This is a genomic window from Rhodanobacter sp. L36 (assembly GCF_009765755.1).
Taxonomy (GTDB): Bacteria; Pseudomonadota; Gammaproteobacteria; order Xanthomonadales; family Rhodanobacteraceae; genus Rhodanobacter.
Map to the genome: position 1 here is coordinate 161,440 of NZ_LMUV01000004.1, position 18,273 is coordinate 179,712.

Annotated in this window: 22 protein-coding genes; 10 read left to right on the forward strand and 12 right to left on the reverse strand. The window is 63.3% G+C overall.

What is annotated here, in order from left to right; genetic code table 11:
• Positions 1-32: 32 nt before the first annotated feature.
• The 9 genes from GSQ73_RS07850 to GSQ73_RS07890 all read right to left on the reverse strand — a co-directional run bounded on the left by GSQ73_RS07850 (position 33) and on the right by GSQ73_RS07890 (position 8,227).
• Positions 33-365 carry an EF-hand domain-containing protein gene (locus GSQ73_RS07850; protein WP_158882763.1) on the reverse strand — a complete coding sequence of 111 codons (333 nt, stop codon included), beginning with the start codon at positions 363-365 and terminating at the stop codon, positions 33-35.
• 2 nt (positions 366-367) lie between these two features.
• Complete coding sequence (gene folE, locus GSQ73_RS07855) at positions 368-970, reverse strand: GTP cyclohydrolase I FolE (protein ID WP_158882765.1); 603 nt, start codon at positions 968-970, stop codon at positions 368-370.
• A 47-nt stretch (positions 971-1,017) separates the two neighbouring features.
• The gene (locus GSQ73_RS07860) at positions 1,018-1,866 is read right to left on the reverse strand and encodes a hypothetical protein (RefSeq protein WP_158882767.1); all 849 of its coding nucleotides are present in this window, start codon (positions 1,864-1,866) and stop codon (positions 1,018-1,020) included.
• A gap of 286 nt (positions 1,867-2,152) precedes the next feature.
• A complete protein-coding gene (gene rmuC / locus GSQ73_RS07865; protein ID WP_158882769.1) occupies positions 2,153-3,598 on the reverse strand; it encodes a DNA recombination protein RmuC in 1,446 nt (481 codons plus the stop codon).
• Between the two features lie 77 nt (positions 3,599-3,675).
• The gene (locus GSQ73_RS07870) at positions 3,676-4,746 is read right to left on the reverse strand and encodes a DNA topoisomerase IB (protein ID WP_158882771.1); all 1,071 of its coding nucleotides are present in this window, start codon (positions 4,744-4,746) and stop codon (positions 3,676-3,678) included.
• Between the two features lie 58 nt (positions 4,747-4,804).
• A complete protein-coding gene (locus tag GSQ73_RS07875) occupies positions 4,805-5,980 on the reverse strand; it encodes a class I SAM-dependent rRNA methyltransferase (RefSeq protein WP_158882773.1) in 1,176 nt (391 codons plus the stop codon).
• 253 nt (positions 5,981-6,233) lie between these two features.
• Positions 6,234-6,671: a hypothetical protein gene (locus GSQ73_RS07880; RefSeq protein ID WP_158882775.1), complete on the reverse strand. Its 438-nt coding sequence runs from the start codon at positions 6,669-6,671 to the stop codon at positions 6,234-6,236.
• A 174-nt stretch (positions 6,672-6,845) separates the two neighbouring features.
• Positions 6,846-7,790 (reverse strand): serine/threonine protein kinase, encoded by a 945-nt coding sequence (locus tag GSQ73_RS07885; RefSeq protein WP_158882936.1) that lies wholly within the window; start codon positions 7,788-7,790, stop codon positions 6,846-6,848.
• A complete protein-coding gene (locus GSQ73_RS07890; RefSeq protein ID WP_158882777.1) occupies positions 7,787-8,227 on the reverse strand; it encodes a hotdog fold thioesterase in 441 nt (146 codons plus the stop codon). Before GSQ73_RS07890 ends, GSQ73_RS07885 begins: the two co-directional genes overlap by 4 nt.
• Before the next feature lie 63 nt (positions 8,228-8,290).
• Between GSQ73_RS07890 and GSQ73_RS07895 the strand changes: the two genes are divergently transcribed.
• From GSQ73_RS07895 to GSQ73_RS07925, 7 genes are all read left to right on the forward strand, one after another.
• Complete coding sequence (locus tag GSQ73_RS07895; RefSeq protein ID WP_254063327.1) at positions 8,291-9,346, forward strand: 2Fe-2S iron-sulfur cluster-binding protein; 1,056 nt, start codon at positions 8,291-8,293, stop codon at positions 9,344-9,346.
• Between the two features lie 341 nt (positions 9,347-9,687).
• Positions 9,688-10,233 carry a sigma-70 family RNA polymerase sigma factor gene (locus GSQ73_RS07900; RefSeq protein WP_158882779.1) on the forward strand — a complete coding sequence of 182 codons (546 nt, stop codon included), beginning with the start codon at positions 9,688-9,690 and terminating at the stop codon, positions 10,231-10,233.
• Entirely contained in the window at positions 10,230-10,589 is a 360-nt protein-coding gene (locus tag GSQ73_RS07905; protein WP_158882781.1) for a hypothetical protein, read from the forward strand. Before GSQ73_RS07900 ends, GSQ73_RS07905 begins: the two co-directional genes overlap by 4 nt.
• A 21-nt stretch (positions 10,590-10,610) precedes the next feature.
• Positions 10,611-11,177 (forward strand): hypothetical protein, encoded by a 567-nt coding sequence (locus GSQ73_RS07910; RefSeq protein WP_158882783.1) that lies wholly within the window; start codon positions 10,611-10,613, stop codon positions 11,175-11,177.
• A 135-nt stretch (positions 11,178-11,312) separates the two neighbouring features.
• A complete protein-coding gene (locus GSQ73_RS07915) occupies positions 11,313-11,927 on the forward strand; it encodes a TraB/GumN family protein (protein WP_158882784.1) in 615 nt (204 codons plus the stop codon).
• Between the two features lie 13 nt (positions 11,928-11,940).
• Positions 11,941-12,387, forward strand: coding sequence for a TraB/GumN family protein (locus GSQ73_RS07920; RefSeq protein ID WP_158882785.1), 447 nt, complete (start codon positions 11,941-11,943; stop codon positions 12,385-12,387).
• A 149-nt stretch (positions 12,388-12,536) separates the two neighbouring features.
• Positions 12,537-13,436, forward strand: coding sequence for a type II CAAX endopeptidase family protein (locus tag GSQ73_RS07925; protein ID WP_158882786.1), 900 nt, complete (start codon positions 12,537-12,539; stop codon positions 13,434-13,436).
• Between the two features lie 36 nt (positions 13,437-13,472).
• On the opposite strand, the gene GSQ73_RS07930 is transcribed toward GSQ73_RS07925, so the two are convergent.
• From GSQ73_RS07930 to GSQ73_RS07940, 3 genes are all read right to left on the reverse strand, one after another.
• Positions 13,473-13,919, reverse strand: a complete 447-nt coding sequence (locus tag GSQ73_RS07930; RefSeq protein WP_158882787.1) for a rhodanese-like domain-containing protein — start codon at positions 13,917-13,919, stop codon at positions 13,473-13,475.
• Between the two features lie 92 nt (positions 13,920-14,011).
• Positions 14,012-14,425: a hypothetical protein gene (locus tag GSQ73_RS07935; RefSeq protein ID WP_158882788.1), complete on the reverse strand. Its 414-nt coding sequence runs from the start codon at positions 14,423-14,425 to the stop codon at positions 14,012-14,014.
• A 57-nt stretch (positions 14,426-14,482) separates the two neighbouring features.
• Positions 14,483-14,953, reverse strand: a complete 471-nt coding sequence (locus GSQ73_RS07940; protein ID WP_158882789.1) for a YiiD C-terminal domain-containing protein — start codon at positions 14,951-14,953, stop codon at positions 14,483-14,485.
• Between the two features lie 57 nt (positions 14,954-15,010).
• Here GSQ73_RS07940 and GSQ73_RS07945 point away from each other — a divergent pair, with 57 nt between their 5' ends.
• The 3 genes from GSQ73_RS07945 to GSQ73_RS07955 are packed head-to-tail and all read left to right on the forward strand — an operon-like array spanning position 15,011 to position 18,228.
• Positions 15,011-15,772, forward strand: a complete 762-nt coding sequence (locus GSQ73_RS07945) for a uroporphyrinogen-III synthase (RefSeq protein WP_158882940.1) — start codon at positions 15,011-15,013, stop codon at positions 15,770-15,772.
• A 57-nt stretch (positions 15,773-15,829) separates the two neighbouring features.
• Positions 15,830-16,975, forward strand: coding sequence for a uroporphyrinogen-III C-methyltransferase (locus tag GSQ73_RS07950; protein ID WP_158882790.1), 1,146 nt, complete (start codon positions 15,830-15,832; stop codon positions 16,973-16,975).
• Positions 16,972-18,228: a heme biosynthesis HemY N-terminal domain-containing protein gene (locus tag GSQ73_RS07955; protein ID WP_158882791.1), complete on the forward strand. Its 1,257-nt coding sequence runs from the start codon at positions 16,972-16,974 to the stop codon at positions 18,226-18,228. The genes GSQ73_RS07950 and GSQ73_RS07955 overlap by 4 nt, the downstream gene beginning before the upstream one ends.
• The last annotated feature ends 45 nt before the right edge of the window (positions 18,229-18,273 follow it).

The following is an 18,273-nucleotide window of genomic DNA, read 5'->3' on the forward strand; positions in this document are numbered from 1 at the left end:
CCTTACTTGCGATCGAGAAAGGGAGCACGCGATCAGCGCGGCGGTGCAGTCAATTCCCGCGCGCTCAGATAACCGTCGCGGTTGCGATCGAGTTTGTGGAATTGCGCGCGCAGGTTGTCCTGATACGCCTGCAGCGTGATCGGCCGGCCACGACCGCCGGGCAATTCGTCAGTTTCGAGAATGCCGTCGCCGTTGCTGTCCATCGCCTGGAAACTGTGGCTCATGTACGCGAGGTATTCGGCTTCGCTGACGCGGCCGTCACCGTTGCTGTCGAACAGCCGCAGGTATTCCGTTCGCGAATCCTGCGCGCGTGCCGCGAGTGGCGAAGCGAGCGCCATCGCGACAAGCACGCAAGCCAGCCGCATGTTCAGCGGTTGCTGCCGTGGATGCCGATGAACTGCAGGAACTCCATGCGCGTGCGCGGATCGTCGCGGAATGCGCCGAGCATCTGGCTGGTGATCATCGACACGCCCCGCTTGTGGACGCCGCGCGTGGTCATGCATTCGTGGCTGGCGTCGATCACCACGGCCACGCCGGCGGGCTTGAGCGTTTCCTCGATGCAGTGCGCGATTTGCGCGGTGAGTTTTTCCTGCACCTGGAACCGCTTGGCGAAACCGTCTACCACGCGCGCCAGCTTGCTGATGCCGACCACGCGATTGGTCGGCAGGTAACCGACGTGCGCGCGGCCGATGATCGGCGCCATGTGATGTTCACAATGGCTTTCGAACTCGATGTCACGCAGCACCACCATCTCGTCATAGCCGTCCACTTCCTTGAAAGTACGGCGCAGGTAATCACCCGGGTCGGACGCATAGCCGCCGAACCAGTCGCGATACGCCTTCACCACGCGCTTGGGCGTATCGATCAAGCCCTCACGCGACGGATCATCGCCGGCCCAACGCAACAGGACTCGAACGGCCTCTTCGGCCTGGTCCTGGGTGACTTCGTTTTCGGAGCGCAGCTCGCTCATGCGAGTTCCTTGGGGAGAAGGCGGAGTTGGCCAGTTTACCGCCCGGCTTAGCGGCTGTCCCCGGATGGCGGATCGGGCACGAAACGGCCGGGAAACGCCTCAGGCTGACGCGGCCAGGTCGACGCTTGCGGCAGAACGCCGCGTGCGATCAGGTGCGCGCGCGTGTCGTAGTACAGCGTGATCACTTCATCGGGTTCGCTCGATGCGCGCTCGAAATCCACGTCGTGCACCTCGTCGCGTTCGCGTTGGCCGAAGCCGGTGCCGAGCGGCGCATCGGTTTTCGCGGCGCGCGCATCCTTGAGGGATCGATCGGCCAGCGCAGGCGCTGCCGACGCGATTTCGGCCAGAGACGGCGCCATCGTCGGCGCAGCCGGTTTGCCGCCTGTCTCGGGATCGGCGTTCGCCACGTCATCGGATTCGATCACCGGCATCACTCTGGAACGGAATACCGCCACGCCGATCACGCCGACATTGTCCGGGCGTCCGGTGCGCGACGCGTAGCTGTCACCCGAATCGGCAAACACGAAACCGGCCACCTGCGCCTGGCTTTTGCGCCAGCCTTTCACTGCATAACTGCTGCCGCCGTCGAGCACGTAGCCATCGTCCTGCGACCAGTTGGCCGTCTGTCCGGAAATCGCATTCACGCCATCCACCGACACGATGCCGAGCACATCGCCAGCGCTGCGATTCTGCAGATTCAACTCATAACGGTGGCCGGGCACGCCGGCGACGTAATAGCGGCCATCATGCCGATACACCGGCAATTGCTGGTGGCTGTCGCGGTCATACACGGACATCTGCAACAGCGAACCACCGACCTGCATGCCGTAGCGTTCCGCATGGATGGCAGGACTGGTAGCCGCCGCTAGCAGCAGGATCATCAACGAAAGTTTCATGGCGCACTCCTCATGCATCGCGATTGATGCGTAAAGAGATAAACGCAGGCGCGCGGCAAAAGGGGTTGATTGGCGACAGCGTGTGGATGAACGGAATAGTGAAGGTTCCGCTTACGTTCCTGCTTGATTGCGTATTTGATCGAGCGAACGGGCATTGACTCGCCAACGAAGTTAGGCCCCCAGCCTTCGCTGGGGTGGCGAACAAAAACCGTGAGGAAATGTCCTTGACGCTGGACTTCAGCGCCAGCTGGACTCGGCAGCCAGTGGCGTTGCGCGCGCGCCCGACTCAGCCGTCGGTTTCGTCTTCCGATTCGTCCGGCAGTTCCAGCACGTCGCCTAGCAAGTCCTGCGCGACATCGCCGGACAGCGACTCCACGCCGCGCAGCTTGCGCTCGATGGTCTTGGTTTTCTTGCCGGCATCGCTGATGCTTTTGCTGACCGTGTTGAGCTGGCGCTCGGCCTTTTCCAGCACCAGCCCGAATTTGCCAAACTCGCTCTTCACCGCGCCGAGAAGCTTCCACACCTCGCTGCTGCGCTTGGCGATCGCCAGTGTGCGAAAGCCCATCTGCAAACTGTTGAGGAGCGCGCTGAGCGTGGTCGGCCCGGCCACCATCACGCGGTGATCGCGCTGAAGGCTTTCGAACAATCCGGGGCGGCGAAGCACTTCGGCGTACAGGCCTTCGGTCGGCAAAAACAGCACAGCGAAATCCGTGGTGTGCGGCGCGGCCACGTATTTCGTCTTGATCCGCTTGGCTTCCTCGCGCACGCGTACTTCGAGTGCGCGCCCGGCTGCCGCAGCCGCATCGACGTCGGCGGCATCCTGCGCTTCCAGCAGGCGTTGGTAGTCCTCGACCGGAAATTTCGAATCGATCGGCAGGTAGACGTTCTCGCCGTCTTCCTGTCCCGGCATGCGGATCGCGTACTCGACGCGCTCGCTGCTGCCGGGCACGGTGGCCACGTTGGATGCGTACTGCTCGCGCGTCAGCAAATCCTCGAGCAACCCGCCCAGCTGCACTTCGCCGAGAATACCGCGACGCTTCACGTTGCTGAGCACGCGCTTGAGATCGCCCACGCCGATCGCGAGGTTCTGCATTTCGCCGAGCCCGCGCTGTACCGCTTCGAGCCGGTCAGATACCAGCTGGAACGACTGGCCCAGCCGCGTCTCCAGCGTGCTTTGCAGTTTCTCGTCGACAGTCGCGCGCATTTGTTCGAGCTTGGCCGCGTTGTCCTGCTGGATCGCGCCGAGCTTGGCTTCCAGCGTGGCGCGCACTTCGCCCATGCGCTTTTCGTGATCCGCACTTAGCGCGGCCAAACGCTGTTGCTGCTGTTCACCGAAGTGACCGAGCGCCTGCGTGGTTTCTTCGCGATTCCTGCGCGCGTCTTCGGCCAACCGTTGCGCCAGCGATTGCAGCCCATTGTCGGTGCGCTCGGTGAGCAGGTTCAGGCGCTGGCCGAAACCGTCGATCCGCTCCGCCTGCTGCTGCGCGATGCCGGTGAGTTGTTCGCCCAGATGGCCGCGGAAGCGGTCAAAGCCCTGCTGCAGTTCATCGCGGCCGGTGCGTTGTTCTTCGCGCACCGTGCGTTCAACTCGTGCGCCATCGTCTTTCAGCGCATCCAGCCGCGCACCCAGCCCGGCATCGCCACGGCTGCGTGCGACAGAAAGGATTTGCAGCACCAGCACGACGCACACGAGAACCAGCAGTGCGAGCAACAGCAGTTCGGTGACAGACATGGCGGATCCCGCGAAAGACAGGCCGCCAGTTTACGCGCTGGCGTATCAGCCGCTGCGACCGGCTGTATTGCGGCCGGCTATTTGCGACGCGCTGCGCGCAGGCTTTTGCGCAGAAAGCGCAGCGTGAGCGTTTCAAGCTGGCGCGGATGGCTGGCTGCCGTGGCGGGAATCGTCCGGTGCAGGCTGCCGTCCTGCCAGCCTTCGAGGATCAGCGGATGGATGTACGACGCGCGGCATACCGCGGGCGTGTTGCCGAGAATCGCCGCTACTTCCTTGATCGCGGTGGCGAGCGTGGCGCGCATGGCGCGGTCGCCACCTTTGTCCGGCAGCGGCGTGCGCGCGAGTACGCCGGCCGCTTGCACGGTGCCGCCCCAGGTGCGGAAATCCTTGGCGGTGAAGTCTTCGTCGCCGCTGGCTTCGCGCAGATACTCGTTGACCTGGCCGGAATCGATCGGCTGTCTCTGTCCGCCGTCATCGAGGTACTGGAACAGCCGCTGCCCCGGCAACTGCTGCACGCTGCGCACGATGCGTGCGAGTCGCTTGTCGCTCAGTTCCACTTCGCTTTCGACGCCGCTCTTGCCGCGAAACGCGAAGCGCAGCCGCCCGCGCTCGGTGCGCACGTGGCGCGTGCGCAAGGTGGTAAGTCCGTAACTGTGGTTGTCGCGCGTATAGCTTTCGTTGCCGATGCGGATCAGCGTTTCGTCGAGCAGGCGCACGATCAGCGCCAACACTTTTTCGCGCGGCAGGCCGGGCAGGGTGAGGTCGCGCCGCACGCGTCGGCGCAGTGCCGGCAGCGCATCGCCGAAGGCCAGCACGCGATCGAATTTGCCGTGATCGCGCAGCTCGCGCCAGTGCGCGTGATACCGATACTGCTTGCGCTGGCGCGCGTCGCGACCGGTGGCCTGCAGGTGGCCGCGCGGATCGACGCAGATCCACACGTCGACATATGCCGGCGGTATCGCCAGTGCGCGGATGCGCTGCAGTTCCTCGCGATCGCTGATGGATTTGCCATCGACATCTCGATAGCCGAATCCCTTGCCGCGACGCAATCGCTGGATACCCGGCTGCGCATCGCTGACATACACAAGGCCGACCGCGCGCACTTCGCGTCGCAGTTCGGGATCGATGTCGCTCGGGTGGCTGGCCATGTCGCGCAGTGTGCGCGACGGCGGTCAATTCGGCGTGAGGTGCGACTAACGCACGCGATCAATCCACGCGACAGAACACCGCTTTGAGGTAACGGCCTTCGGCCACGTCGGTGCGGAACGGATGATCGGCGCCAGCGCCGCGCACTTCGAGCACCTGTATCTCGCGCCCTGCATTGAGTGCCACGCGACGAAGCATCTCCAGGAATTCGCTTTCGCCGACCAGCCCCGTGCATGAGCACGTCAACAACAAACCACCGGGCGGAATGATGTCGAGCGCCATGCGGTTCATCGCGAAATATTTCTTCAGCGCGTCCATCACCTTGCTGCGATCGCGCGTGAGCTTGGCCGGATCGAGCACGACCGCGTCATAGCGTTCGCCGCGTGCTACGGCGGCGCGCACCCAGTCGAAAATGTCGGCCTGCTCGAAAGTTGCCGTGACGTTGTTGGCCGCCGCGTTGGCACGTGCGATTTCGAGGATACCCGCATCGAGATCGACGCCGACCGCTTCGCGCGCGCCGGCGGCCATCGCGTGCACCGCGAAACCTCCGGCGTTGCAGCACAGGTCGAGCACGCGTCGACCCTTCGCCAGTTCGGCGAAGCGCTTGCGGTTGTCGCGCTGGTCGGCGAAGAAACCGGTCTTGTGACCCGAGCCCGGCGCAGCCTGAAAACGCAGGCCGTGCTCGCGTACCTCGACTGCCTCGGGCACGTCGCCGCTGCGGCAGTCGAACGATTCCTGCTTCTGCACATGCGACTCGGCAAACCAGTAAAGCCGCGCGCCGGGAAAATGCGAAAGCAATGCCGCGTGGATCGCCTCGCGGAAACGCCACATGCCGGCAGCGAAATATTCGATCACCAGGATGTCCGCGTAGCGATCCACGATCAGGCCCGACAGGCCATCGCCTTCGCTGTGCACCACGCGCCACGCATCGGTGACCTGATCAAGCTGCAACCATTCACGTCGCAACTGCACGGCGCGCGCGACGCGCGCGGCAATCCACTGCGCATCGATCGCCTGATCCGCATCGTTGCTCAGCAAGCGCAACGCGATGCGCGCATGCCCGTTCCAGAAACCACGCCCGACAAAACGACCATTGCCGTCCTGCACCTCGACCACACTGCCCGGCGGCAACTTCGATTCGGGTTTGTAGATCTGCGCGGACCACACCCACGGGTGACCGGGGTTGCGATCGGACTTCAGGCGGATGACGGGCAGAACGGATGCGGGGGTATTCATCCGCGCATGATAGCGCGCGTCCCGCGGCGGCTTGCTGGATACGCATGACCTTGTCAGCGTGCAGAACGATCAATCATGGCAAGGAGCCTGCGATGTTCGGATCGTTTATAGAAAGAAACTGCTTGATGCTGGCGTTGATGGTGATGAGCACCATGGCAATGGCTCAGGATATTTCGCTGCTGCAATCAGTCCTGAAGTCGCAAGGCATCGACAAGTCCCTTCTCGCAAGCAAAGTTGGGAACGTAAAGCCGGATCAGCGCAACCGCAGCGCAAGCCAAGAAAGCAGGGCCAGCAAATTGATGCCGATTCGCGATGCCGCGGGTCCGGCCAGCGCCAGCACGAAACCTTCCGAGCCGAAGCGCCAGTCGATGCCAAGGCGCGGCGTGGAATGCAGCGCGGCGAACACGTCGACGAAGGCACCGCAGTGAAGCGCGTAACTGAAGACCGGCGTGGCGATCAGCGGCAGTTGCAGCAGTTGCGCCCAACGCGATGCGGAAATGCCGCGCTCGCTGTTTTCCAGCAGCCACACGCCGGCCACCAGCACGAAGCCGTAGACGGCCAAACCGATCAGCGCCACGACGCTTTCGCGGGTGGAACCAAACGGCAGCAGCCGATGCAGCATCGACGCCACGCCGTAGAGACCGCCAGCAATTTCAAGGATGCCGATCAGGCGGAAGAGGATGGTGCGCATGCAGTAGCTCCAGGAAGGGAAAGGTGGATTGTAGGAGCCCACCCGGTACGCGATGCGTTTGCATGGATTCGCAGGGTGCGCCGGTCCAGCTCACGTCTTCGAAAACCGAGGTGGCGGACATGCCTGTCGGTGAGGCAAGGGCATTCGCGCACAGGGTGCGCTCCTACCATATGGCTACTCGAGCTCGTCCGACATCTCGTGCAAATCGGCGATGTGCTGCTCCCACCAGCGCGACTCGGCGGCGAATGGAAATGCGATGGGGAAGGCCGGATCCTGCCAGCGCGCGGCGATCCATCCGGCGTAGTGCAGCTGACGCATCGCGCGTAAAGCCGGCACCAGCGCGAGTTCGCCGTGATCGAAATCGCGGAACTGTTCGTAGCCTTCGAGCACGGCTTTCATCGCGCGTTCGTCGTTCGCCAGCATCCACAAATCCTGCACGGCCGGGCCGGTGCGCGCGTCGTCGAAATCCACGAAGTGCGGGCCGTCGTCGGTCCACAACACATTGCCGGGATGGCAATCGCCATGCAGGCGCAGTTGCCGCACCGGGCCGATCGCCTGCTGTCGTTGCGCGATGGCGGTATCCAGTCGCGTCGCCGCCGCGCGGTAATTCGTCTGCAACGATGTCGGCAGCAACGTGGATTCGAGCACGGTCTGCATCGGTTGCCGAACCATGCTTTCCCGATCGAGCGCGCCGCGATGCATGAACGGCTGCCGCGAGCCGACCACGTGCATGCGCGCGATCAGACGACCGAGCCATTGCAGTTGATCGATCGATTCCAGCGATGGCGCACGACCGCCGCGACGCGGCGACAGTGCGTAGCGAAATCCGTCGTGCACCAACAGCGTCCGCTCGCCGAATGTCAGCGGCGCGACCACCGGCAATTCCGCCGCTGCCAGTTCGTGCGAGAACGTGTGTTCCTCGATGATCGCCGCGTCGCTCCAGCGGCCCGGCCGATAAAACTTCGCGATCACCGGCGACTCATCTTCCAGTCCAACCTGCCACACGCGGTTCTCGTAACTGTTGAGTGCGAGCAGACGGCCATCCGGCCACAACCCGCAAGCACCGACGGCATCAAGCACGAGGTCCGGGCTCAGCCGTGCATACGGCGTGTCGTTCAACGCGGCGCCATCGCGCGCGCGGCGATCACCGCCATGGTGATGCGCGAGATGCACACGAGTGCGCCGTCTTCGCTTTCGATGCGAATTTCCCACACCTGTGTGGTGCGTCCCAAGTGCAAGACTTTCGCGGTACCGGTGACGATGCCGCTGCGTACGCCGCGAATGTGATTCGCGTTGATGTCGAGTCCGACCGCGAGTTCTTTTTCGGGATCGAGCGTGAGCATCGCGGCGGTGCTGCCGAGTGTTTCGGCCAGCACCACCGACGCGCCGCCGTGCAGCAGGCCGTACGGCTGGTGCGTGCGGTGGTCGACCGGCATCGTGCCCTGCAGCCAGTCATCGCCGATGGCGGTGATGCGCATGCCGAGCGTCTCCATCATGGTGTTGGCGCTCCATGCGTTGATGCGGGCGAGGTCGGTCGGTTGTTTCCAGAGGCTCATCGTTGATTCCTTGGCGGCGAGCCCGCATTGTTGTCCGCTCCCATCACCGCGACAATGTGCCTGGTGAAAACCGTTACTCTCAAACCGTCCGGTCACCACTTCGAGGTGGCGCCCGGCGAAACCGTGCTGGAAGCGGCGCAACGCGCGGGCGTGGCGTTGCCGTATTCCTGTCGGGCGGGCGTGTGTGGCAGTTGCAAGGCGACGCTGCTGCAGGGGCGTTGCGACTATCCGTTCAACCCGCCGGTGGCGCTGGACGCGAATGCGCTCGCGCATCACGCGGTGCTGGTGTGCCAGGCGGTCCCGACGACCGACTTGCTACTCGAAGCGCGCGAAGTGCCGTCGGTCGAAGACATCGCGCGTCGCCAGCTCGACGTGCGCGTGGACGACAAGTGGCGACTCGCGCCGGATGTGATCGGCCTTCGCCTGATGCCGCACGACGGCGAGCCGCCGCTCAAGCGATTGCCGGGACAATATCTCGATGTGCTGCTGGACGACGGCAAGCGCCGCTCGTTCTCGATCGCCAACGGTCCGCAGCCCGATGGCGCGATCGAACTGCACGTGCGTCACATCACCGGCGGCGGATTCACTTCGTGGGTCAACGACCGTTTGCGCATCGGCGATCGCCTGCGCGTGGAAGGTCCGCTGGGTACGTTCGTGCCGCGTGAGGACTCCGAACGGCCGATGATTTTCATGGCCGGCGGCACCGGTTTCGCGCCGATCAAGGCGATCGTCGAGCACTTCATCGAGCTCGGCACGCGCCGGTCGATGCAGCTGTACTGGGGCGCGCGCAACGAAGCGGAACTCTACATGCATGCGTTGCCCGAAAGTTGGGCGCGGGATGTGCCGAACCTGCAGTTCCATGCCGTGGTATCCGATGCGCAACCCGCTTCGAATCTGCGCCACGGACTCGTGCACGAAGCGGTGCTGCACGATCACCCGGATCTGTCCGCCCACGATTTCTACATGAGCGGACCGCCGGCGATGATCGGCGCCAGTCACCAGCGTTTCTTCGACGCGGGCCTGCCGGAAGATCGCCTCTACTACGACTCGTTCGAGTACGCGCCGGATGTGCTCGCGCAGATTCTTGCCGGGCGTGCGGGTATTCGACACGTTCGCTGACTGGCGTTGGATGTTCGTCCTGATATGCGGCGAGTATTCTGCGCGACCGTGCTGATCGAGGCTCGGGTAGCCGACGCGGTTTCATTCGGCGATTCCGGATCGCTGGACGCCAGCCCTAGGATGTAATCCGGTTTAACCCCATCGCCGCCATTCTGGCGAATACGTAGTGACGACTAGAGAACGGGATCATGTTCTTCAACCAATCACCAAGCAGAACTTTCTCCTGGCCGCCTGCGCTGGCGATGACTTTCATTTCAGGCATTGAAGTTTGTCGACGCGATCATGTCCAGGCTTCGGTGGCCGCTTTTTCCGAGATGGCCAGTCTGTCCGACGAGGATTGCATGGCTGTGTATCAGCAGGGCGAGCCGGCGGCTTTCCGGATGATCTATTACCGCTATCGCGACAGAGTGCATCGTTACACCTTGCGCCTGGCACCTCGATCGAGCGATGCAGAAGAAGTGTTTCAGGACATATGGATGGCGGTCATTCGCGGACGCCATAGTTACGACCCGAAGTTGTCCTTTTCGGCATGGCTGTTTTCCATCGCCCACCGGCGTGCGGCGGATCGCTGGAGACATCTGGGCAGGCATGCACCGGACTTGCAGCGTTGCACGGATGCCGATGTCGCCGATTCGCTTGAGTCAACTGCACTGGTCGCCCATGAGACGCCCGAGCGGCATGCTCAAAATGATGCGCTCCACAGAGCGCTGCTTGATGCCGTCGATGCTTTGCCACCGCGCCAACGAGAGGCGTTTCTGCTGAAGGCCGAAGGCGACCTGAGTCTCGAAGATATCGCCATCGCGGTTCGCGCGCCACGCGAGACGGTCAAAAGCCGACTTCGCTATGCGCAGCAACGTTTGCGCGATGCGCTGGAGAGCTGGCGATGAACGATGAATCATTCGATGAGTTGATAGCGCTTTATCGCAAGGTGGCGCGCGAAACGTCATCGGTGCACATCGATGATCGCATTCTTGAATTCTCCACGCGCACGAGGCGTCGCGGGGCGCAACTTTCATGGCAATGGTTCGCGGCTGCAGCGGCATCGTTCGCCGCCCTGTGGCTGACGATCCACGCTTTGCAACCGCACCCCGCAAAAGCCTTGGCTGCCACGGCTGAAACGGTTCAGCCGGGTTGGGCGGACGGCGTCGACCGTGCGTATCTGTTGCAAATGGACGTGACGCCGGCCAGTTCGCCAGTTGCGCAGTATCTGATGCATGAAACCGAAGCGCCTCGGAAGCTGTGATTTTCAAACCTGGGAGACGATATGAAAAAGCTTGTTTGCTCGATCGCTTTGCTCGGCTGCGTAGTGGCCGGGAACGGACAGGCGGCTGTTCCCAAAGGCTGGTTTGTTGCGGGAACGACACCTTCCGCCTACGAGATGGGAACGCAACCCGGTATCCGCGGCGCAAACGACAACAACGCCTTCATTCGTTCGAAGAACGAAACCAGGGGCTTTGGCACGCTCATGCAAACGATCAGTGCCAAAGCGTATCGAGGCAGGCGTGTGCGCTTCTCCGGCTTCCTGCATACCAGGGACGCGGACAAGGCCGGCCTGTGGATGCGTATTGACGGGGCCGACAAGCAGATCGTCGGCTTCGACAACATGGAGCAGCGATCACTGCACGGCAACAACGATTGGCAGAACTACAACATCGTTCTGGATGTTCCCGAGGAGGCGGCAGATATCGCCTTCGGCGTGCTTCTCTCCGGCAAGGGCGAGGTGCTGGCTGACGATTTCAAACTGGACGTCGTTGGAAATGATGTGGTCCCCACAGGCATGCCGTTGCGGCAACTTCCAGGCGTACCGACGAACCTTAGTTTTTCTCCGTAGCTGCATGCCGCTTACGCTTCGAAAGGAGTATCGGAAAATGGCTGAGGATGTCAGTCAAAGAGTGATGAATCACGACGTCCCGGGCAATGACACGCCTGAAGAATCGGCACATGCCTGCCCATGGCAAATAGCAGGATGAAACCTTTCAGCTGGTTGATGGGATTCGCGCTGTTGTCTTCGCCCGCGGTCATGCCCCGGCAGGCGCCCAGTGTCGCGCCAGCAAGCCAGGTTGCACCGCAAATGATCAAGGCGCGCAGCCTGCGCCCGGTGACCGTCATCGGCATCGTGCCAGGCCCCGACCTGTGGCGCGTGCGCAAAGGCCGGCATGTGCTGTGGATACTTGGCACGCTGGACGAATGGCCGGAGCAGATGCATTGGCGTGCAGTGGAAGTGCGTCGGGTCATCGCGCAGGCTGGCGAAGTGCTGGATATTCCGCGTGTGCGTATCCACGCCAGCACAGGCTATTTCGATCGACTCGCGCTCAACCCGGATGGGCGCAAGTTGCGCGATGTCGTTCCGCCGCGGGATTACGAAAAGTGGTCGAAGCTCAAGGCGGCGTACATGGGCAAAGACGATGCCGTCGAGAACCGGCGTCCCGTTTATGCAGCCGTCCAGCTTTACCTGACGTCACTGAAGCATGCAGGCCTTGCGCCCGACATGATCGAACCGGTCATCGCGGATCTGCTGAAGCAACGCGGCCTCACGCCATTGCCGGTGATCTACAACCTGGAACCTGCACGGGGGGGGTGATCCCATCGGCGACTTGCACATCACGCCGGCGATGGAGATGCACTGCTTCGAGGCAACGCTTGATCATCTGGAGGGTGATCTTGATGTCATGCGGCAACGCGCGGTGGCGTGGTCGTCAGGTGATCTGGAGGATCTGGCCAGACTGCCCATGAGCGACCAGCTGGATGTTTGCCGCCAGACGTTGATCATGTCCGGCGCCAGCTTCCGGCCCGACATGGCCGATGTAAAAGCTAGGCTGCGTGATGCCTGGACTCAGGCAGCCCGCAGTGCGATCTGGTCGCACCGTGTGAGCTTCGCGATGCTGCCGATGACCGATCTCCTGGGCGCCGATAACTATCCCGATCAGCTTCGCGCCGTGGGTTACAGCGTCGATATGCCGGATAGCCTGGGTGACTCGCCCGACCGGTCACGCGCTAGAACGACGATACGTACCGGAAGGAACATCAAGCACTGCAACTGATTTCCACGTTCGCGTTCGATCCGTAGCCCCATGCAGCTTTCATTCGCTGTGCGGTGATCGAATTCAATTGCACGAAGTGTTCGGCCTGACCGAAGCTTGCGATGGCCAACATCGAAGCACGTGGTCGGGTGCACAAAGAGAGCTATCCCATGACGGCTGGATTCCGACGCAAGGTTTTCTTCGACGGACGCGATTTGCGGATCGGCTGGGGCATCGCGTTGTTCATCGCGATCGTGGTGTCGCTGCGCTTTGTGCAGTACTTCGGATTCACTCGCCAACTGCCGGATCACTGGTTGCAGACGCCGCAAGGTCTGCTGATCGAGGAGGCGATTCGCGCGGCGATCGTGTTGTTCGCGACGTTCGTGCTTGCGCGCATCGAGCGACGTGCGTTTGATAGTTACGGACTGGGCGGAAGCGATCGGTTGCGTCTTCTGTTGAAGGGATCGCTGTGGGGATTCGCGGCGCTCAGCGTCGTGCTGGCGATGCAGTGGCTTGGTGGAAACATCGCGTTGTCGCGGAGCGCCGACGACGCGCTGCGATTGATCGGCAATGGCGCGCTGTGGCTCGCGACGTTCTATGCCGTCGCGGTGTTCGAAGAGTTGCTGCTGCGCGGCTATCTGCAAACCACGTTGGCGCGCGGCATTGGATTCTGGTGGTCGGCGCTGGTGTGGTCGGCGGTGTTTGTGTGGATGCACACGAGCAACCCTGGCGAAAGTTTGCTCGGGCTGGCGCAGACCGGATGGATCGCGTTGTTCTTCTGTCTCGCGTTGCGGCTCACCGGATCGCTGTGGTGGGTGATCGGTTATCACGCGCTGTGGGATTGGGGCGAAAGCTATTTCTACGGCGTGCCGAACAGCGGCCAGCTTTTCGATGGACGGCTGATGACGGCGAACGCAAGCGGCAATCCGCTATGGAGTGGTGGAACCGGCGGACCCGAGGCAAGCCTGTGGTCGCTGTTCGTGCTGGTGCTGCCGATCATCGCGCTGTGCTGGCAGTACCGACATGGCTCGACGAAGGAGCGTGCAGCGCAATCGTTTGATCGGTCCTAGCGAGCGGCAACGCGGCCGCGAGCAAGGGCGGTTTGCTTATTTATTGCCTTTGGCAATCGGCAACTGCGCCTGCTGCCAGGCGTAGACGCCGCCGCCCAGCGTGTGCACCTTGAGGAAGCCGGCTTTTACCAGCCGCTGCGCGGCCTTTGCCGAGTTGCCGTGGCCGTCCTTGTCCATCACGACGACAGGCAGCTCCTTCGCCTTGGCGAGATCCTTGTGTTCCGGATCGAACTGGCTCATCACCACGTGCTTGGCGCCGGGCACGTGCATCTTCTCGAAGTCGCCACGCGCGGAGAGGTCGATCAGCAGCGGGCTCTCGCGATTGATCAACAGCGTGAGACCGGCAGGCGTCAGCGTGCGGGTCTTGCTGAAGAGTTCGGCGATCTGCATGGCGATCAGCGCCAGTAACAGGATGGCGAACAGCGCCACCAGGGCGACGTGGTTGCCGATGAATTGCGGCAGCTTGTGCAAAAAGTCGTTCATGGTGATTCCACTTCGCGCACGCGCGGTGTCAGTCGGGTGAACCGGCGATTATACGGGCTCGCTGCGCGCGAATGCCGCGACAAGGCGACGCGCTATTCCTGCGTGATGTCGGGCAGGCCGCTGGTCAGCCACCAGTGCTTGCTCTTCTCGTCGTAATGCCAGGTCTGGTGATCGATGATGCTGCGCTCGGATTGCGTGTGCACGTTGACCAGGTTGACGTGCACGGTCTGTTTCACCTGGTTTTCCCCGTCGGGTACGGGGCCATCGCCGGCGTCGTACTCGCTGACCTGCACTTGCTGGTAACGCGCCAGGTCCATCTTGCTGACCGGGTGCGCGTTGCGGATCGTTGGGTCGATGAACTGCTCGGCGCTGGCGAAATCACCCCAGCGTACGGTGCTGCCGTAGGCGGTGAGAGTATCGGTGAGAAGGTCGCTGCGCTGGGTGGTGGCGCAACCGGACAGCAGCAGGAACGACGAGGCGGCAAACAGGCTGAGGGTGCGACGCATGGCGAATCTCCGCGATGGATACCCGGCCATTCTGCCGCAAGCGCCGGCGTGCGTCTGTCAAACGCGTCGTTTGGCCACGAAGCGCGCGCTCAGCGTGGCGGCCGGCTTGCCGTCGCCATCGGGAATCACGCAATCCACCTCAATGCGCGCCTTGCCGCGCGCCTCCAGCGTGCGGAAGAAAGTGGCCCAGTCCGCGCCTTCGGCCAGCCGCGCGTCGCTGCGAAAGTCCTGCCACAGAGGCGCCAGGTAACGCACCGTGGATTCGGCCACGAACACGTCGCAGTCCTGGCCCTGTCGGCGTAGCGCCAGCTCCACCAGCGCCCATCCGCACAAGGTCATCAAGCTCACCAGGCTGCCGCCGAACGCGCAGCCCTTGTCGTTGACGTTGGGTTGCAGCGGCGCGAGCAGACTGAAAGTGTCGTTGCTGAAATCGCCGAGTTGCAGATCCATCGCCAGTGCGAGGGGAATTTCATCACGGACAAAACGCACCAGCTGCGTCGCCTGTGTTTCTGCTTCGCTCATGCTCATCGGAGAAGGGGTTCGATCATGGGAAACGCCAAGTGTAGGGCGATTACACTGCCGGCCATGGCGTTGACGACGAACAACGGATTCCTGCACGGCCGCACGGTGGTGATCACACGTCCTGCGGGCACGGCTGTCGCGGCTGTGCGACAGGTTCGCGCGCGTGGCGGCGTACCGTTGTTGTTGCCCGGCCTCGCGTTGCGCGGCATCGCGAATGAAGACGAGGCAGCCATCGCATTGGGCGCAGCACTCGCGGATGAACTGTTGATCTTCAGCAGTCCGGCTGCCGTGCGTTTCGCTGCACGCCTCAGGCCGTTGCGCACAAAGGCGGCCGTTCTGGCAGTGGGCGAGGGTACGGCGCGCGTGCTGCGGCGACATGGCATCGATGCATTGACGCCGTTGCGGCAGGACAGCGAAGGCGTGCTCGATCACGCCGCACTACGCGACATCCGCGATCGTCATGTCGCACTGATTGGCGCACCTGGCGGGCGTGGAGTATTGCGCGAACAGCTGGCGGCGCGCGGTGCGATCCTGCGTGAGCTACATGTCTATCGACGGGGGGCGCCGCGACTCGATCGTCGCCACATGCATGCCATCGAAACACTGCCAGCTTCGGCATGCGTTTTGATTTCCAGCGCCGAAGCCCTGCATAACCTGCGGCAACTGCTGTCGCCTGCGGCACTCGCGAAACTTCGCGCCGCAACGCTTGTGGTGAGCAGCGAACGGCTGATGAATGTGGCAAAGGATGCAGGTTTTCAGCGTCTGATACGCGCCGCGTCCGCACTCACAGCGGATCTGCTCGACGCGGCTGCGCGCACGGATTGAGCCTTGCCTTCACGCGCGTGCTACGAACGCGCGTGCATGGACTGGTAGCATGCGCGGATGAGCGAAACCGACAAAACCAGCGATTCCGGCGCGCCCGCGGGCGCACGTCCCGACCCGTTGCCCGCGACGCGCATAAGCCGTCCGGCGCCGGCACCGCGTCCACGCGGCGGCGGCAGTCTCGCGCTGGCGGTGCTGCTCTCGTTGATCGCTCTTGGCGGTGCCGGGTATATAGGCTGGCGACAGTGGCAGCAGGAACAGAATCGCGTGTCGGACAGCCTGACTGCCGCCACGCTGCAGCAGCGCGTCACCGCGCTCGAAACCAGTCTTGCCGGCGTGAGCAGCGAGCGCAGCAGCATCAATCAGCGGTTGAACGACGCGGCGCAGGTCAATCGTTCGCTGCGTGAAGAACTGCTCGGTCAATCCGATCGCACGCGCAACCTCGAAGATGCCGTGGCCAAGCTCGCCGAGAAAAGCGTTTCCGGTCACGACACGATGCTGCTGGACGAAACCGAATCGCTGCTGCGCATGGGCGGCGAGCGTTACACGTTGTTCCACGATGCGCAGGGCGCGGCCGCTGCGTATGCGTTGGCCGACCAGACTTTGGCAGCCGTGAACGATGCTGCGTTCTCCGGTCTGCGCCAGAGCATCGGTGCCGAACGCGAAGCGCTGGCGAAGAGCCAGCCGGCGAGCCAGGATCAGGCGCTGCAGCAACTCACCGTCTTGCGCGCCACGTTGCCGCAGCTGCCGTTGAAACCGCTGGATACGCCGGACGCCCATCAGCCGACGGACACGTGGTCGCGCATTGGTCATGCGCTCGCGAGCGTCGTCAGCGTGCAGCGCGACAACGGTGCGCCGCTGGCGGTGGCCGATGCGCGTTTCGCACGCGAGCTGGCAGCGCTCGATCTCGCGCAGGCGCAATCTGCACTGCTCGCTTACGACAACGCCGCATATCTCGCAGCGCTGGAGCGCATCGGCGTTACGTTGTCGACGCAATTCGATAGCGATGCGGCGTCGGTGAAACAGGTCCAGTCCAACCTTCATCAACTCGCGGCGACGCCGCCGGCCGGTGGCAAGGTGCAACTCGGCGCGGCACTCACCGAGCTGCACAACCTGCGCGAAGTACACGCGCTGAAACCCGGTGCGGATAGCGCGCCCGCATCATCGAGCAGCGCCGCGAAACCGTCGGGCGGAGCCACGCCATGAAGTTGTGGCGCTGGATTCTGCTGCTGGTGTTCATCGCCGCGCTGGCCGCGTTCGGCTGGCATTGGGTGGCGCAAGATCCCGGATACGTTTATGTGCACATCCATGGTTGGTACGCCGAGCGCACGGTGGTCGGCGCGGTACTGACACTTCTGCTGTTCTGGTTTCTGCTCGTGGTCCTATGGCGCGTGGTGCGCTGGCCGTTCGGCGCGTTCTCGCGTCGGCATCGCCGGCTCAGCCAGCAACGCATGGGCGATGGTCTGATCGCATTGATCGAAGGCCGCCACGGTGATGCGGAGCGTGATCTCAATCGTGCGTCCCGACTCGACAGCCTGCGCGGCCCGGCGTTGCTCGCGTCCGCCGAGGCATCGTCGCGTCGCGGTGAACATGGCCGCGCACTCGAATCATTGAACCAGGCTTCGCAATCCGCACCGCAGGCATCGCGCGTGTTGCGCGCACGCGTGTTACGACGTGATGGCAAGCCTGCCGAAGCACTCGCCTTGCTGGCACCCGAATCCGACAAGGGCACGCTTACGCCCGGCGGCTGGCGCGAACTCGCACTGGCCGCACTCGCCAGCGGCGACACGCGCCGCGCGCGCGACGCACTCGATCCGCTGCAGAAAAGCGGCGCGCTCGGCACACGCGCATACGCCGCGCTCGAAGCGAAAGTGCTGGTCGCATCGATCAATGCCACCGGCGATGGCGCGGTACTCAATACGCTGTGGTCACAACTGCCGAAGAATCAGCGTCGTGTGCCCGCCGCCGTCGAGGCTTATGCGCGCCGCGCTTCCGGCTTCGGCCTTGTGCTGCCGGCGATGGATGAGATGGAATCCGCGTTGCGCCGCGAGTGGTCGCCTCAACTCATCGAAACCTACGGCACCTTGCCCGGCAACGACATCGAAGCGCGCCTGCGCCGTGCCGAAGGCTGGCTCGACGCGCACCCGAACGACGCCAACCTGCTGCTCACCCTCGGCCGCATGTGCGTGCGCCTCAAGCTGTGGGGCAAAGCGCATCAATACCTGCAACGCTCACTCGCACTCACACCCAGCGCCGCCGTGTGGGAAGCCCTCGGCGACACCTACGCCGGCCAAGGCGATTCACTGCAAGCACAACGCTGCTATCGCAACGCCCTCTCCTTCGCCCGCGGCGAACCCGTCATCACGCTCCCGCAAACCGGCACGCCAGGTGATGTGGATACTCGCCCCGTGGCAATCGAAGAACGCGATCAGCACGGAGTGCCGCGGTTGCCGGGGTAGGTTGCTTGACGGTTGATGTTTCGGCTTGCATGTCTGCTTTCGACC